Source organism: Agathobaculum sp. NTUH-O15-33 (genome assembly GCF_033193315.1).
Lineage (GTDB): Bacteria > Bacillota > Clostridia > Oscillospirales > Butyricicoccaceae > Agathobaculum > Agathobaculum faecihominis_A.
In genome coordinates, this window is sequence record NZ_CP136187.1 from 3,185,901 (window position 1) to 3,202,984 (window position 17,084).

The following is a 17,084-nucleotide window of genomic DNA, read 5'->3' on the forward strand; positions in this document are numbered from 1 at the left end:
CGTGCGGTTACAACCGCACCGGACACAAAAAAGGCAATGGGCGCACCCATTGCCTTTTTTGTTAAGGAATTTTCATTTATTTGTCATCCTTCGTCACTATATTCCTTAGAACGACAAGTCCAATAACATTTCGAAACGCGCTTTCCTCTTTTTATAGCTTCTCCATGAACTGCGCCGCGCTCTTCGCCATCAGGCGCTTGGTGCCCTTCTGGTCAAACGCGATCTCCAATAAGCAATCGCCGCCCATCGGCTTGGCGGAAACGATCAGGCCGTCGCCAAAGGCGCGGTGCCGTACCCGCCCGCCGACGGCAAAATCCGGCGCGGGCTGGGCCGCGGCGCGCCCCGGCCTTGCGGCGGGAGCGGGCGCGACCGACGCGCTGCGCGCGTGCACGATGCCTTCGCGCGCGGTCTGCGCGGCGGGCTGCACCGGCGGGTCAAAGGCGCGCTGGTTCACGTTGCTGTCCGTCAGCTCCTCGGGAATCTCCTGTAAAAAGCGCGAGGGGTGCGCGTACTGCGTGCGGCCGTACAGCAAGCGGCGCTCGGCGCAGGTCATGTACAGCTCTTCCCGCGCGCGCGTCACCGCCACATAGCACAGGCGGCGCTCCTCCTCCATGTCCTCGTCTTTTTCCATGGCGCGGAAGCCGGGGAACAGCCCGTCCTCCAGACCCGCGAGGAACACCACCGGGAACTCCAGCCCCTTGGCCGAGTGCATGGTCATCATCGTGACCGCGTCCTCTTCGTCGCCGGTCTTGTCCGCGTCGGTGTAAAGGGCCATTTCCTCCAAAAAGCCGGCAAGCGTCGGATCTTCGTTCTTTTCTTCATAAGTAAGCAGATAGCTCTTCAGCTCCTCGATATGCTCCAAACGGCTTTTGGATTCCATATCGTCCTTGTTTTCCAGCGCCTCGGCGTAGCCCGTGCGGTTGAGCACTTCGGCGTACCACTCGGAAAGCCCCAAAAACTCGCGCTGCTGGCGCAGATCCTCTATCATTTTGCCAAAGCGCTCCATCGCGGAAGCGGCGCGCGAAAGCGTAGGGTACGCGGAAGCGTTTTTCACCACTTCAAACAGCGGCAGGCCGTTTTCCTCCGCCGCCTGCTCGGCCAGCTCGACCGAGCGGTCGCCGATTTTGCGGGCGGGCACGTTGATGATGCGCTTCAGGCGCAGCGTGTCCGCCGGGTTCTCCACAACCCACAGATAGGCGAACATATCCCGAATTTCCGCGCGTGAGAAGAAGTCGCGCCCCTTATATACCCGGTAGGGGATGCCATTACGAATGAACGCGGCGGCAATATTATCCGAAAGAACGTTGTTGCGGTACAGGATCGCGTAATCGCTGAACCGCCGCCCGCCTTCCACGCCCGCTAGGATGGTGTCCGCGATATAGCCGGCCTCGCCCTCTTGGCTGTCCGAGCGGTGCACACGCAGCTTGGCGCCGCCGGTCTGGTCGGTCCAAAGCTCCTTGCCCTTGCGCTGGGCGTTGTTGCGGATCAGCTCGTTCGCCGCGGAAAGAATGTTGCCGGTTGAGCGGTAGTTTTGTTCCAGCCGGATGGTGCGCGCGTTCTGGTACTGCTTTTCAAATTCCAGAATATTTGTAATGGTCGCGCCCCGGAATTTGTAGATGGACTGGTCGTCGTCGCCGACGACGCAAATATTCTGGTACCCGCCCGCGAGCAGGCTGGTCAGCACGTACTGCGCGTAGTTGGTATCCTGATATTCGTCCACCAGCACATAGCGGAACTTGCGCTGGTAGTATTCGAGCACGTCCGGATAGTTTTGCAGCATCAGCACGGTTTTCATGATAATATCGTCAAAATCCAGCGCGCAGGCCTTTTTCATTTCTTTTTCGTAAAGCTTGTACACATCGGCCACTTTTTCGCGGTAGTGGTCGCCGTGCGCGTCGGTCATGAACTGCCTCGGCGTCATCAAGCGGTCCTTGGCGCGGGAAATCATGCCCATCACCGCGCGCGGGTCGTATATTTTCTCGTCCATGTTCAGGCGGCGCAGCGCCGCGATAATCACGCGCTTTTTCTCATCCTCGTCGTAGATCGTGAACGGCTGTTCAAAGCCCAGCAGATCGACGTTGCGGCGCAGAATGCGCAGGCAGGCGGTGTGGAACGTATACGCCCAAATGGCGGAAGCGTCCTCCTCGCCCACCGCGCCGGTCAGCCGTTCCTTGAGCTCGCGCGCGGCCTTGTTCGTAAAGGTAATCGCGATGATCTCCCACGGCTTCGCGGGGTCTATCGCGCACAGCGCTTCGGCGCGCGCGCGGTTTTCCGGCTTGGGGTCGGTCAGGTATTCGGTCAAAAACAGCAGGTCTTGCTCGGTCGCGCCGGGCTGCGCCTGCTGGGCGTCGTATCCGCGCCCAAAGCGCAGCATGTTGATGATGCGCTGGATCAGCACGGTGGTTTTACCGCTGCCCGCGCCCGCGAGGATGAGCAGCGGCCCCTCGGTCGCGTATACCGCCTCGCGCTGCTTTTCGTTTAAATGTTCAAAGCGGGCCTCGATCACCGCGCGGCGGATGGAGGCGTACTTCATATCGAATTTCGTCGGTTCCATTTTCTCAGCTTACCTCGTTTAAGTAGAAGATAATATGATTATATCATATCTCAGCCTACAAAACAAACACTTGTTCTCCTTGACAGGCCGCGCAGAAGGGGTATAATTTGTATATCCACATGCAAATATTGATAAAAGTGAAGGTTATTACCCATTATGGATCAACCGAAAACCGCAATCGAATACATCCACTCGCTCGGCCGCTTTTCGGGCGCGCCCGGGCTGCACCGCATCCGCGCGCTTTGCGCCGCGCTGGGCGATCCGCAGAAGCGCCTGAAATGCGTGCATTTGGCGGGCACCAACGGCAAAGGCTCAACCGCCTGCATGATCGCAAACACCCTGCGCTGCGCGGGCTACCGCACCGGGCTGAACACCTCGCCCTATCTTGTCCATTTTCACGAGCGCATCCGCGTGGACGGCGCCATGATTGGGGACAGCGACCTGTCCCGTCTGGCCGAGCGCGTCGCCCTCGCGGCGGAAAGCCTTACCCTGCCCGAAGGCGAGACCATAGGCGAATTTGAGTTTACCACCGCCATTTCCTTTCTCTACTTTCTAGAGCAGGAGTGCGATATCGTCGTGCTGGAAACCGGCCTTGGCGGCCGGTGCGACGCATCGAACGTCATCGACCCGCCGGAGGTCTGCGTCATTACGCCCATTTCGCGCGACCATATGGACGCTTTGGGCGATACCGTGGCCGAGATCGCGGCGGAAAAGGCCGGCATCATCAAACCGTCCAGCGCGGTGGTCTGCGCGGTCGATCAGCCGGCGGAGGCGCTCCCCGTCCTGCGGCGCGCGTGCGACGCGGCGGGCGCGATCTGGTGCTCCTTCCCGACGGATACCACCGTATTGCGGTGCGATATTCACAACACCGCTTTTCTGTACGAAGGGCAGGGCTACACGCTCGCCATGCCGGGCCGCTACCAACTGCAAAACGCGCTCACCGCCCTGCACACCATACAGGCCCTGCGCGAGCGCGGCTGGAAAATCGACGTTTCCGCCGTGGTGCGCGGCCTTGCCTCGGCGCGCATGGCGGGCCGCTTGGAGCGCGTGCGCGAAAACCCGCTTGTTCTGCTGGACGGCGCGCATAACGTGGCGGGCACGGACGCTCTGTGCGATGCGATCGATGAAATGCTGGGCCGCAAGCGCCTGCACGTCGTCATGGGCATGGTGCGCGATAAGGAATACGAAGTCTGCGTGCGGCAGCTCGCCCGCCGGGCCGATATCTTCTACGCCTGCGCCCCGGATAACGACCGCGCGCTCATCACCACCACGCTGGCCGCGCTGGCCGAGCAGGATTGCGACGCCGTGTTCGACTGCGGCACCGCCGAGCGGGCGATCGCCCTCGCGCTCGAAAACGCAGCCCCCAACGATTGCGTGCTGGTCTGCGGTTCGATCTACCTTGTCGGCGAAGCGGAAAAGATCCTCCGCACGCGACAGAAAGCGACCGAATAAAAACATTTTATATGGTAAACTTTGGCTTGTACCGAAAAAAAACGGTACAAGCCGTTTTTTTTAGTTAGGAATTAGTAGTTAGTAATTATTTTAGCGTTTCCGTTTCTGTTTCACGATTTTTGCCTTACATAAGCGCCAACGCCTTATTTCCCGGCTCAAACTGTCGCCGCTCCCAATTACTAATTACTAATTCCTAACTACTAATTAACTGAAAGTGTGGTGTGGCTAATGTTACAAATCACCCCAACCATGAAAGAGGGCACATTAATTGTTTCCCTCGCGGGCGACCTGGATCATCACGAGGCGCGCCTTGCGATTGAGCAATCGGAGGATTTGCTCGCGCTCTACCCCTGTGAAAAGCTGGTTTTGGAGCTGCACGGGCTTACGTTTATGGATAGCTCCGGCCTAGCGGTCGTTATGCACCTGTTTCGCACGTCGGCACGCAGCGGGCGCGATTTTGCCGTGCGCGGCGCGCCGCCGCAGGCCATGCGCGTGTTTGAAGCGGCCGGTCTGCCGCAGGTCATGATTTTTGAAAAGGGGGAATGAACGATGCGCGGCGTAGTCAATAAAATGAGCATTAAATTTGAAAGTCACTCGGTAAACGAGGCGTTCGCCCGGCAGGCCGTGGGCGCTTTTGTTTCCCAGCTCGACCCGACGATGGAGGAGCTGGGCGATATCAAAACCGTCGTGTCGGAGGCGGTGACCAACGCCATTGTCCACGGCTACGCGGATAAAGCGGGCTTTATCACCGTGTCCGTGCGCCTTTTCGAGGGACGCGCGCTGGAGATCAAGATCAAGGACGCGGGACGCGGCATCGCGGACGTGCAAAAGGCGCGCCAGCCGATGTTCACCACCGGCGACGATACGCGTTCGGGCATGGGCTTCACCATCATGGAGACCTTTACGGACAAGCTTCGCGTCCGCTCTACCGAGGGACGCGGCACGCTCGTGACCATGATCAAGACGCTATCGGAGCGATAGGCCATGACCGAACTAACGCGCGACCTGCTGCGCGACGCGGCGGCGGGTGACCGCGAAGCCGAAGCGCGTCTTTTGCAGGAGAACAGCGGCCTGATCTGGTCGATCGCGCGGCGCTATTACGGGCGTGGCGTCGAGCCGGACGATCTATACCAGCTTGCCGCCGTTGGGTTTATCAAGGCGGTGCGCGGGTTCGATCTGGAACTCGGCACGCAGTTTTCTACTTACGCGGTACCCAAAATCGCGGGCGAAATACGGCGGTTTCTCCGGGATGACGGCGCGGTCAAGGTCAGCCGCGCCATGAAGGAACGTTCGGCCAAGCTGCACCGCATCGAAACCGAGCTGACCGCCAAAACCGGCAATTCCCCCACCATCTCTGAAATCGCCGAAGCCGCCGGGCTTACCCCGGAAGAGGTAGCGGCCTGCGAACAGTCCAACGTAACGGTGGATTCCTTTGAGCGCGAGCTTTCGGGCGGCGGCCACCTGTCCGACCTGATCGGCGACGACGGGCTCGAAGAGCGCGCCTGCCTGTATCTCTCGCTGCGCGAAGCCATACGCACCCTGCCCGAGCGCGACCAAGAGGTGCTCGCCCTGCGCTTCTCGCGCGACCTGACCCAGCAGCAGGTCGCCAAGCTCATCGGCGTGTCGCAGGTGCAGGTATCCCGCATTGAAAAGCGCGCCATCGCCCACCTGCGCGGCCAACTGACGGACAGCGGATAGCAAAGGATAAAGCACAAAAAAGCCAATGCTATTAAAATAAGAATAACTGACTCCTAGCGCATCCCTTTGGCCTTTCCTCCACGAGGGCATATGCGTAAACTTAAGCAACGCGCGGGGGGCAAAGACCGCTTTCTGGCCTTCCCCTCGTCGGGGGAAGCCCAAAGAGCGCGCTATGCATACGCTGCTTCAATTTACGCATATGCCCTCGTTAGGGGGAGCCCAAAGGGTGTTTGCTACCCAGTTATTACTTGCTCATTCTTAACTGAATGACATTGACACAAAAAAGCTCCCCCTTTTTCAAGGAGGAGCTTTTTGTTATGAATTTTAAAGATAAATCCATTCGGGGTCGACCCAATATCCCCGCGTTTCATTCCAGCGGCGGTATTGCACCCTTCCACCTAGAACTCTCGTTTTTGTAACAATCACATCCGCACGGGGGGTCACCTCAGCAGCCGAAGTGGTGGTTTCCACAGAAGGCGTTTGGGCGGTTACGTCAGCCGCACACGCGGCAGGGGCAGCGCTTGCGAGCACTACCGCAGCACTGATGGCACATAATAACCTTTTTTTCATTCTTTATTCGCTCCTTATTAATAAATTAAAAATCCTGTGTTTTTATAAAACTCCACCTCTTCTTCTGCCACAGGTAAGTATCGAGTATTTTTAATGTATAACCAATACTCTCCGTTCGCTTCCTGCTGAATATATGAGTTAGATGGATTGAAATCTACTGCATCCTGCTCAGTGCTTTTCGGCGCTTCAAACACAGGTTGCGGCACAACTGAATACGAAAAGTGCAATAAGAAAACAAAAATGCACATAAACAGTGCGTTAGTTACAACATGGTACTTTCCTTTGTCACAATTCATGACCGCAGCGAAACGCTCTTTGGTTTCTGCCGCAGAATTGTAATTAAAAAATGCGGTCGCGGCGCATGGCGGCATCGTTTGAGCGCAATCCCGCTTTAGCGTGTTAATAATCGTCCATAAGTAGGCCGCCCGTTCCTGTGGATTTAAATGCTTGGCCAGCGCTAGGTCACATTTGATTTCCAGCGTTTGCTCTAAATCTTTTTTCAAAAGATAAACAACGGGATTCCACCAGAAAATCATGCAGAAAAACGATATTAACAGTTTAACCGGAATATCCCGGTTGATAAAATGCGTATATTCATGTAGAAGAATATAACGCAATTCGTCTTCCGGGTAGTTGCCGAATGGCAGTAGGATTTTCTTGCGGAAAAGGCCAAACCCAAACGGTACGCTGATATTGCCGGTCATCAGAACGGAAACCTTAATATCTTTTCGGGCTAGGCTCTTTACTTCTCCTAGGATGCGATCCTCATCTTCACCGTAAGGCACAGCGTATTGCTTAATGCTTTTAAGCGCCTTATAATAGTTCCCAATATAGCGAACCATTAATACAATAAACACGCTGACCCAAATTGCAATAAGGATTTGATAAAGAGATATACCCCCTACCACCTCGTTTTCGTTAACAAGTAATTTATATATCTGCGGATATATCGTATCATTTCCAATCACATAAGTATGTGGCAGTTCGATCGGCAAAAACACCCGTGCCGCACAGAACAAATACAGCAAAACGATTGATAGAACGCCAAAGTAATGCTTATAGTGCTTCGATTTCCGCAAAAAGTAAATTGCGATAATTAAAACGCTGCTCCACAGAACTGCCGAGAGAAAAGAAAACAAAGTTATTTGCATGTCACATCTCTATTTTTGTCCTTATTTTTTGTTTCAAACTGCTCTACCATTTTTTCAAGTTCCGCAATTAGCTTCTCGTTCTTGTCGTCCGGTTTTTCACCAGCTTGCTTTTTCACAAGGGCAACTGCAATTTTTGCCAAAGAAGCCGTGCCCACGCCCTGCGATTCTAAAATTTTTGATATATATTGTTCCTTATCAAAACAGGGTGTAAACTGCCGGGAGTAATGTTTGCCTTCTTGCAAAACGCCGCACATCGTTAAAAACTGTTTTTCTTGCAGCAAACTTAGAAGCTTGTGAATATAGTTACTGCTCCAATTCTGCTCAGTAGAAAGCTTGACGAGCTGCGCGCTGGTAAGCGGCACGTTTTCCCGCCAAAAAATATTCATTAATATCTCTTCCGAGTTTGACAATTTAATGCTTCGCATTTATTTCACCTTTACAAATATCAAATCACCCATGCGGTGTTTTTGTGCTTTTATTGTATCTCGAACCGCTCTATCTGTCAACCGTATTTGCCAAAATTTTTAAAATTTTGCTAAACGCTGCCTGCCTTCGTGGAGCGGTTTGGCAGAGTCATGACCACCCCAAAGCGGGGTGGCATGAACAAGCCCTATAAGGGCATAAAAAAAGCCAGCGCCTAAAAGACGCTGGCTTTCACTTCGTTCAAGCCCTGATGGTAAGACTACTTACTACCCTTGAAAGGGTCAACATATTCTTTCTTACTTAAGCTATCTTCGATTTGATCCTGCTTATCTTGCTCCCTGATATATTTTTGAATCGTGGCCGTATTGATTCCTACCGTGCTCACATAATATCCAGTCGCCCAGAAATTACGACTGCCGAATTTATATTTTAAATTCCCATGCCGCTCGAATATCATCATCGCACTTTTCCCTTTTAAATATCCCATAAACTGCGAGATACTGTATTTCGGCGGCACGCTTACGAGTAAATGAATATGGTCAGGCATCATATGCCCTTCGATGATTTCCACACCCTTCCACTTGCACAAATCCTTTATAATTTGCTGTATATCTTTTCGCAGCTGCTTATAGATTATTTTCCTTCGATATTTCGGTGTGAATACGATGTGATACTTGCATACCCATTTTGTATGTGCTAAACTGTTTGCCATAAAGGTCTTCCTTTCTGTTTCTTTGGTGGCTTGAACACTCACCATTTTATCAGTTTGGAAGTCCTTTTTTGTTTAAACTTGAATCCCACCCGCATTGCGGGCGGTTCTTACCGTATTTGCTCTGCAAATACGCCACCGCTAAAGCACTAATACAAAAAGCTCCCCTTTTAAAGGAGGAGCTTTTTGCTATGATAGAAATGATAGGAGTGGTCGTTATTATGCGGGGGGAACCCAACGCGGCGCTTTGCAGAGCGCACCAGAAACGCCGGTTCTATTTTGTTCACCCACCAAGATATCAATTCACCTTCAAGGTGTTCCGTTTTCTGTTTCTATTGTATATATAGTCCGGCCAAATGTCAACATAAACTTTTATTTTTTTGTAGAATTTTGTCTAGTCGCTCCTTTTGCTTGTCGCCTGCTCACTCGTCCTGCGAACGAAATTGTTCAAGAATTTTCGTTTTTGTCCCTTCCTGCATACGCGAATCAACGCTAAAAACATCATAGAACCCCGTATCGGAAGCTATGAAATAATAGTGTGTTGTCTCTTCCCCTTCCGCGTTTTTATAGGTTACTTCGTATATTGCGCCGAAAGACGAACTGGACATGGAAAAGGGATCTGCGTTTTTCAAATCCTCGTCAGCCGTAATCTCCCACAAAAACTGTTTTTTATCCATGGACGTATCAAATTGAACCCGGTCACTGAGCAGGGACTCAATACTCGTTAACCGCTCCCCTGTCACCTCGTAAAACCGGATACCGCCACATACCATATCATCTTTCATAAAGGTGCTTTGTCTATCCTCAAGAGAAGTAACAACGGAAATTTCCGACGGAATGCTAATCTCCCGTTGTTCGATCCGTAATGTATTTGCGCCATCCGTACCGCAACCGACAAGCCCCAGCACAGCAAAACAAACGCAAGCGATGAATATTTTCTTCATGATTTCTTTTCCATCTCCTTTGCCATTCAGAGGCATGCAGTCAGCTCTTTATGCCGTGTGTCATTCTGCTCACCTATAGAGATATCAGTTCACCTTTATCATGTTTCGTTTGATTTTATTGTATATATAGCCCAACCGCTTGTCAATGAAAATCTGAATATTTACATCTCAATCTGTCGGCCCTGTTTTCGGCTCCCTATCAATTCCAGTTCAAAAAAATATCGGCTTATGCAAATCCGGCGTATTTATAGTCCATTCCATCCCCGAAAAGCCCAATTCAAAGACAACGAAAAAAACCAAGGGTGCGTTACAAAACAAAAGAATCTCCGTATGTCATTCTGAACAAAGTGAAGAATCTCGCGCGAACGCGCGGAATTTACATAAAACCGCTCGCTCGCGCGAGATTCGCTCTCATCGAAACGCTCTTCTATTTTGTAACGCGGCCCTTGGCTCGATTTACAGATATTTTCAGCCGCCCTACGCTTCCAAATACCGATTCAGCCGCATGAGGATCGCGGCGGTCTCGCTGCGCTTGGCGTTCCCCTTCGGGTCCAGAAGGCCGCCGCCCTTGCCAGTGATCAGTCCGGCGGCGTTGGCCCAGCGCATCGCGTCCGTGGCATAGGCGCTGATCTGCGCCGCGTCGCTGAACGCGGACAGGTCGGCCCCGACAGAACCATCGTGCCCCCGCAGCCGCGCATAGCGGTACAGAATGGCCGCAAGCTGCTCGCGGGTGAGCGCGTCGTCCGGCCCGAAAAGGCCGCCGCCATAGCCGGTCACAACGCCCTCAGCGCTGGCCCAAGTGATCGCGGCAGTATCATACCGGTTTGTTGCCACATCCGTAAACGCGCTTTCCGCGCCGACGGAGGGGCTTCCCTCCCGCCGGTACAGGATGGCGGCAAGCATGCCGCGCGTGGTATCGACATCGGGCGCGAACGTGGTGTCGCTTGCACCCTTCATCAGCCCGTGCCCCACCACGTAATCCACCGCTTCATGGTACCAGCTCGCCGCCGGTACATCGGTAAAGCGCTTTGCCGCGCAGTGGTCGCTGTACGCGCAGCCATCCGATGCGGAAAAGGAAGCCGCCACCGTCACCTTGCCCGCGGGCATTTGGAACTTATAAACGCCGTTCCCCGCATCCGTCACCGCCACGGTTTTTCCGTTCGGGCCGGTCACGGTCAGCTCACCCAGCGTATAGCCCGCATCCGGTTTCACGGTAATGGTCACGGTTGCGTTTCGGGCCGCATAATACCGGTCCACCGTTACGGCGCCGTGCGCCGCGCCCTCCGCCACAGCGACCCGATAGGTCGCGCTCCCGCTCGAACCGGAGCTTTCCCGCTGCGTATCCTGATAGGCTAGCGTATAAACGGAAAACTCGGCTGCTGCGCACCGTGTAGGTATTCGGGTCGTCGTCCTCATCCGGGAGCGCCTCGGTCACCTGCGCGCCGTCTACCTGATGCGTGCGCAAAATGAGGAATTCGCGGCTGATATTGCCGGGCGTTTGTCGAAGCTCCGCCGGGATCGGGAATACCAACTCGACCGGCCGCTTCAGCTCGCTCAGCTCCACGATCTCTTGCTTCTCCTGCGCGTCGGTGATGATCTTTTTCACCGTCACATCCGCAAAGCTTGCGACCAACGCGCCGCCCAGCGCGTTCGTGATCGATTCTTGCACCGCGTCCTCCGGTTTCGCCTCCGCTACCTCCAGCACGATCTCAAACTGCGCGGCCGCGCCTGTTTTCAGCGCCTCCGCGTCCTCGCTCGTCATGTTTTCCAGTAGGCTGCCCGTGTTTTGCGGCGCGGCGGGCGCGGCGTCGGCCTCCACGCGCACCTTCACGTTCGGCAGCTGCGCCAATTTGTCGTTGAGCGTTTCGGCGGCTTCGTCCGCGCCTTCCAGCTCATCCTTCACGGCTTCATAGTGCATTTTTGCGTCCAGTATCGCGTCGATCGCGCTTTGGTCTCCGCTTGAAGGGGCCTCCGGCAGGTTATCGACGATTTCATCCAGATCGTCTACCACCAGTTGTTCAAATACGGCCTCTATGGCGCAGTCCTTTTCCGGAATCAGCGTAAACGTATTGCCGTTGACCGGCACCGCCGCGCCGTCCACCGTTACGCGGGCCAGCTTGTAGCCATAATCCGGTGTAAAGGTAAGGGTAAGCGCTTCTCCGGCCGCCGCGCTTACCGTTCCGGCGGGCGAGACCGTGCCATGCGCGCCCGCTGTTACCGTTACCGTGTGCTCTTGCCGATAGGTGACCGTGACTGCCACCGGCGCGTCCGGCATGGAAAAGGTATAGGCGCCGTCCTCCTGCCGCTCGGCGGCGACTAATGTGCCATCGCTCGCCGTCTTTACCGTGACCGCGCCGATACCGTTGCCCGCCGCGGGCGAGCCGGGCAAAATGGTCACTGTTTCATCGGGAATAACGAAAAGCGTCGTTTGATCTCCCTGTGTTTCCAGCCGGCTCACCGCGTCGTCCGCGTGCACCCGCGAACCCGCCGCGCCCACGCCCGCGCTGTCGGTTATCGTAATGGAATGGCCTTTTTTACCGGTGATGTTCGCCGCGCCGGTCACGGTCTCATAATTTTCAGTATCCTCCGGTGTGAACACCCAGTTATATTCGCCGCCGCCCTCGCGGACGGTTTCCTCCGCTTCCGACCAAGCGATCACTCCCGCGCCCGCGTCCTTCCCCGCCGCAAGCGGCAGGTCGGCCAGTTTTTTGCCCGCGATCGACACCGCCGGATATTCCGGCGCGACGGTCGGGGTGGCCTTGGTAATGCTTACTTTGAAATAAATATCTTCCCGGTGCAGCAACGTATTGGTGGACTCGTTTCTTTTATAAAAAACCGCTATTACATAATATCCGTGGGCGATATTATTGCTGTCGTACTGCCCATCCATGCTGTCCGCCACATCGGAAAACCCAATGGCGTTGGCGGGCCCGGAATAGATCTTGGTATATTCCACCGGCGCGTTGACGCCCTGCGACCAGCTATACCACTGGTAATGCATAAAATAGTCGCCGGGCTGCGCGGTGGCCGAGGTTTTCAGTTCATACCCTTCGGGCAGGGTGGCGGTGATCGTGAAGTACGTGGTTTCCCCGTCATACACCTTCTTGATATCGCCGCTGGTCGTGATCGTCACCTTGGGCTCGGCTGTTACCGGATACAGCACCGTGCCCGTGGCCTTATCAGTCTCGGCCACGGTGTTAATCACGTCGCCTTCCGTAAAGCTCCACGCGTTCCCCTCGCCCTTGGGGAATTTGTAATCCGTGTTTTCAAAATACGTGTAGCCGTCGCTGTTCAGCTCCCAGTTGATGGGCCGGTCGTGCAGCACGGGCCGGTCGTAGCTACTGTCCAAACCGGAAAACGACAGCGTGGTTTGGTAGGTAAGCCTATTTTGATATACGGAATACGTTTTTCCCTCTAAATAGTCGTACGCTTCCTTATTATTTAAAACGACGTTTAAATCGCTTCTGTAATTGCCCGATCCCATAAACCTAGCTTCTGTGTTCATATCATCCGCTTTTAGAACACGAATGGTAGAATCAAAATCCAGCCCCGCCCATTTTAATTGGTCGCAGTTCGCAATGATCGTCGAAGCAATCGCCGTTACGCTCTTCGGCACATACAGCGAATCAATCTGAGACCCCTGAAAGGCGGAGTTTAAGATCGTGATCGTATCCGGCAAAACCACGTCGCCCGTGATGTTGGTATAACCAAACGCGTTCTTCCCCAGTTCTGTGATAGCGGATGGAAAAACGCCTTCCGCCGTCAGCCCCGCGATCGCCGTCAACGGCGATTCATACGCAAACTGCATGCTTACCTTGGTATACGCCGGATTATCCGGCAGTTTCAAGGTACCGTCCAGCCCGGTCCAAGCAAACGCGCTGTCGCCTATCGTTTCCACACTGTCCGGCAAAAGCAGGTCACCGTGCAAACCCTTAAGATTACCAAAAGCATTACTGCCGATCGTCGTGATCCCATTGGGAATAGTCAGCGTACTGTCCAGTTTCTCGTACACCTCATAGGAACCCGTCATATTGTAAAACGCTCTTTCCCCAATTTTCTGCAATTCGGTTGCGTTCGACAGATCGATCTCTGTAAACCGCACGTTTTCATAAACCGGATCTTTCATTTTATGCTTGCCAAGCGCCGCATTGGCGATCTCCACCACATCTCTGCCGCCAATCTGCGCGGGAATAACGAGCGGAATACGCGTAATCCCATCCTCGTCAGGCGAGAGAGTCTTTACATAATCGGTGTTCAGCCCGATAATGGACACCCCGCCCGTCGCGCCCGCCGTGGTGTACAGCCGCTCATAATCGATGCTCTGCCCCTCGCTGTAGACAGCGGGCGGCGCTTGTTCCTCCGCCGCGAGCGCCGTACCCGGCAGCAAGGAAACCACCATGCACAAAATTAGTATTCCAGCGGTCCATCTTTTCTTCATCAGGTGCCCTCCTGCCCATATCGGCGGCGTTTCTTATCTCAAAATATCGGCTTACCATATTACCCTTAAATCGCAGTTTTTTACACATAAAATTATACCATACTGCGAAGCCTAAGGATAGTGACAGTTTCATCCTATGCACCGCACGGAATGAAGGAAACTGCCCGCCTTGACTTGACAAACCCCGCTTTTCCCGCTATACTAAAAAAGTTATAGCAGAAAAATGCTGCGAAGAAGAGGAGTATTCCCGCTTCCGGGCCTTTTAGAGAGAGGGCGGCTGGTGCAAGCCCTTGGGCGGACGGGGAGAAGGTCGCTTCCGAGCAGAACGGCTGAAGCGTATGTAAGCCGTTCCGGCAGGCCCCCGTTACGGGCTGTTGAGTGTCCGGGTCAGCGCCCGGAAAATCAGGTGGTACCACGGAGCCATGCTTCGTCCTGTCATAGGACGGAGCTTTTTTTATTTTCCGCCACATTTTTAAAGGAGATCATATTTATGAGCGAACTGCCCAAGACCTATGACCCCAAAGCGGTAGAAGACAAGCTGTACCGCTTCTGGAACGACAAGGGCTATTTCCATGCCGAGGTAAACCCGGATAAAAAGCCCTTCACCATCGTTATCCCGCCCCCGAACGTTACCGGCCAGCTTCACATGGGCCACGCGTTCGACGAGACCCTGCAAGATATCCTCATCCGCACCAAGCGCATGCAGGGCTACGAAGCCCTGTGGATGCCCGGCACCGACCACGCGGGCATTGCCACGCAGATCAAGGTAGAGGAAGCCCTTCGCAAGGAAGAGGGCAAGACCCGCTACGACCTTGGCCGCGAAAAGTTCCTAGAGCGCGTTTGGGATTGGAAAAACAAATACGGCGACCGCATCATCGACCAACTGAAAAAGCTCGGCTCGTCCTGCGACTGGGAGCGCGAGCGCTTCACCATGGACGAAGGCTGCTCCAAGGCCGTGCGCGAGGTATTTGTCAATCTGTATCACAAGGGCCTTATTTACAAGGGCCACCGCATCATCAACTGGTGCCCGCACTGCACCACCGCCCTATCCGACGCGGAGGTCGAATACGAAACCCAGCCCGGCAAGCTGTGGCACATCCGCTACCCGCTCGCGGACGGCTCGGGCGATCTGATCGTCGCAACCACCCGCCCGGAAACCTTCATGGGTGATACCGGCGTGGCCGTCAACCCGAACGACGAACGCTATCAGCACCTGATCGGCAAGACCTGCATCCTGCCCATCATGAACCGCGAAATTCCGATCTTCGGCGATGAATACGTCGATATGGAGTTCGGCACCGGCTGCGTCAAGGTGACGCCCTGCCACGACCCGAACGACTTCGAGATGGGCCAGCGCCACGATCTGGAACAGATTCTCGTCTTTAACGAGGATGCTACCGTGAACGAAAACGGCGGCAAGTATAACGGCATGGACCGTTACGAGTGCCGGAAAGCCGTCGTCAAGGATTTGGAAGAGGGCGGCTACCTCGTTAAGATCGAGGAGCACGAGCACAACGTAGGCACCTGCTACCGCTGCGGCACCACGGTGGAACCCATGACCTCCGCCCAGTGGTTCGTGAAAATGGCGCCGCTCGCAAAGCCCGCCATGAAGGTCGTAACCGATGGCGAAACCAAGTTCGTGCCCGACCGTTTCTCCAAGACCTATCTGCGCTGGATGGAAAACGTGCACGATTGGTGCATCTCCCGCCAGCTTTGGTGGGGCCACCGCATCCCCGCGTTCTATTGCGACGATTGCGGCGAAATGATTGTTTCCAAGGAAGATATCCACACCTGCCCCAAGTGCGGCTCGCACAACGTCCGGCAGGAAGAGGATGTGCTCGATACCTGGTTCTCCTCCGCGCTGTGGCCGTTCTCCACGCTCGGCTGGCCGGAAAAGACCAAGGAGCTGGAATATTTCTACCCCACCTCCGTTCTTGTCACGGGCTATGATATCATCTTCTTCTGGGTCGCCCGCATGATCTTCTCCGGCGTGGAGCACATGGGCGAGACCCCGTTTGATACCGTTTATATCCACGGTCTGGTGCGCGACGCGCAGGGCCGCAAAATGTCCAAATCCCTTGGCAACGGCATCGACCCGCTCGAGGTGATCGACCAGTACGGCGCGGACGCGCTGCGCTTTACGCTCGCCACCGGCAACAGCCCCGGAAACGACATGCGCTTCTCCACCGAGCGCGTGGAAGCGTCCCGCAATTTCTGCAACAAGATTTGGAACGCTTCGCGCTTTATCCAGATGAACCTGACCATACAGAAGGCCGACCTGCCCGAGACCCTCACGCTGGAAGACAAGTGGATTGTTTCCAAGTTCAACACCCTTGCGCGCGAGGTCACCCGCAACATCGACCAGTATGAGCTGGGCCTTGCGGCGTCCAAGCTGAACGATTTCATTTGGGACAACTTCTGCGATTGGTATATCGAGATCGCCAAGACCCGCCTGCAAACGGGGGACGAGAACGTGCAGAAGGTGCTGTGCTACGTTCTTTCCGGCGCGATGCAGCTGCTGCACCCGTTCATGCCCTTCATCACAGAGACCATCTGGCAGGCGCTCCCGCACGAGGGCGAAAGCGTCATGATTTCCCAGTGGCCGGAATACAAGGAAGAACTGAACTTCGCCGCCGAGGAAGCGCAGATGGAAACGCTGATGAACGCCGTGCGCGCCATCCGCAACCGCCGCGCGGAAATGAACGTGCCGCCCTCCAAAAAGGCCAAGGTTCTGATCCTGACCGAAAAGACGGCCACCTTCAACGCCGGCAGCGGCTTCTTCCCCAAGCTGGCCTACGCTTCGGAGATCGAGCTGATCACGCAGGCCCCGGCGGACGCGGCCAAAATGGCCTCCGTCGTCACCGAGGACGCGCAGCTTTATATGCCCATGGGCGATTTGATCGACTTTGAAGCCGAGCGCGCGCGCCTGCTCAAGGAAAAGGCCGAGGTAGAGGACGACCTCGCCTTTGTCATGAAGAAGCTGGATAACCCCGGCTTCACCGCCAAGGCCCCGGAAAAGGTCGTAGCAGTCGAACGCGCCAAGGCGGACAGCCTGCGCGAACATCTCACAAAGCTGGCTTCCTCCATCGAAGCCCTGCAATAAACACCAAGTCATGACCACCCCAAAGCGGGGTGGCATGAACAA

13 protein-coding genes and 1 other annotated feature are annotated in these 17,084 nt (G+C 55.0%); of the genes, 5 read left to right on the forward strand and 8 right to left on the reverse strand.

Annotated features, from left to right (window positions below; genetic code table 11):
* Positions 1–151: 151 nt before the first annotated feature.
* Positions 152–2,554, reverse strand: a complete 2,403-nt coding sequence (locus tag RWV98_RS15415) for an ATP-dependent helicase (RefSeq protein WP_317861863.1) — start codon at positions 2,552–2,554, stop codon at positions 152–154.
* A 156-nt stretch (positions 2,555–2,710) separates the two neighbouring features.
* Between RWV98_RS15415 and RWV98_RS15420 the strand changes: the two genes are divergently transcribed.
* From RWV98_RS15420 to RWV98_RS15435, 4 genes are all read left to right on the forward strand, one after another.
* Complete coding sequence (locus RWV98_RS15420) at positions 2,711–4,006, forward strand: bifunctional folylpolyglutamate synthase/dihydrofolate synthase (protein WP_317861865.1); 1,296 nt, start codon at positions 2,711–2,713, stop codon at positions 4,004–4,006.
* Between the two features lie 228 nt (positions 4,007–4,234).
* On the forward strand, positions 4,235–4,552 hold the full coding sequence (locus RWV98_RS15425; RefSeq protein ID WP_280962844.1) for an anti-sigma factor antagonist: 318 nt from the start codon (positions 4,235–4,237) through the stop codon (positions 4,550–4,552).
* A 3-nt stretch (positions 4,553–4,555) separates the two neighbouring features.
* Positions 4,556–4,987, forward strand: coding sequence for an anti-sigma F factor (spoIIAB, locus tag RWV98_RS15430; RefSeq protein WP_280962843.1), 432 nt, complete (start codon positions 4,556–4,558; stop codon positions 4,985–4,987).
* Positions 4,988–4,990: 3 nt separating this feature from the next.
* A complete protein-coding gene (locus RWV98_RS15435; RefSeq protein WP_280962842.1) occupies positions 4,991–5,704 on the forward strand; it encodes a sigma-70 family RNA polymerase sigma factor in 714 nt (237 codons plus the stop codon).
* A 324-nt stretch (positions 5,705–6,028) separates the two neighbouring features.
* Here RWV98_RS15435 and RWV98_RS15440 read toward each other — a convergent pair whose 3' ends face one another.
* The 7 genes from RWV98_RS15440 to RWV98_RS15470 all read right to left on the reverse strand — a co-directional run bounded on the left by RWV98_RS15440 (position 6,029) and on the right by RWV98_RS15470 (position 13,939).
* The gene (locus tag RWV98_RS15440; protein WP_317861868.1) at positions 6,029–6,274 is read right to left on the reverse strand and encodes a hypothetical protein; all 246 of its coding nucleotides are present in this window, start codon (positions 6,272–6,274) and stop codon (positions 6,029–6,031) included.
* 17 nt (positions 6,275–6,291) lie between these two features.
* Positions 6,292–7,425, reverse strand: a complete 1,134-nt coding sequence (locus RWV98_RS15445) for a M56 family metallopeptidase (protein ID WP_317861869.1) — start codon at positions 7,423–7,425, stop codon at positions 6,292–6,294.
* A complete protein-coding gene (locus tag RWV98_RS15450; protein WP_317861871.1) occupies positions 7,416–7,850 on the reverse strand; it encodes a BlaI/MecI/CopY family transcriptional regulator in 435 nt (144 codons plus the stop codon). Before RWV98_RS15450 ends, RWV98_RS15445 begins: the two co-directional genes overlap by 10 nt.
* A gap of 257 nt (positions 7,851–8,107) precedes the next feature.
* The gene (gene tnpA / locus RWV98_RS15455) at positions 8,108–8,560 is read right to left on the reverse strand and encodes an IS200/IS605 family transposase (RefSeq protein WP_317861216.1); all 453 of its coding nucleotides are present in this window, start codon (positions 8,558–8,560) and stop codon (positions 8,108–8,110) included.
* Between the two features lie 419 nt (positions 8,561–8,979).
* Positions 8,980–9,537 (reverse strand): hypothetical protein, encoded by a 558-nt coding sequence (locus RWV98_RS15460; protein ID WP_317861873.1) that lies wholly within the window; start codon positions 9,535–9,537, stop codon positions 8,980–8,982.
* A gap of 441 nt (positions 9,538–9,978) precedes the next feature.
* Positions 9,979–10,725, reverse strand: a complete 747-nt coding sequence (locus RWV98_RS15465; protein ID WP_317861875.1) for an S-layer homology domain-containing protein — start codon at positions 10,723–10,725, stop codon at positions 9,979–9,981.
* Positions 10,682–13,939, reverse strand: coding sequence for a leucine-rich repeat protein (locus RWV98_RS15470; protein ID WP_317861877.1), 3,258 nt, complete (start codon positions 13,937–13,939; stop codon positions 10,682–10,684). Before RWV98_RS15470 ends, RWV98_RS15465 begins: the two co-directional genes overlap by 44 nt.
* A gap of 219 nt (positions 13,940–14,158) precedes the next feature.
* Positions 14,159–14,377: a binding site (T-box leader), on the forward strand.
* Positions 14,378–14,429: 52 nt separating this feature from the next.
* Between RWV98_RS15470 and RWV98_RS15475 the strand changes: the two genes are divergently transcribed.
* Positions 14,430–17,042: a valine--tRNA ligase gene (locus RWV98_RS15475; protein ID WP_317861879.1), complete on the forward strand. Its 2,613-nt coding sequence runs from the start codon at positions 14,430–14,432 to the stop codon at positions 17,040–17,042.
* Positions 17,043–17,084 lie beyond the last annotated feature (42 nt).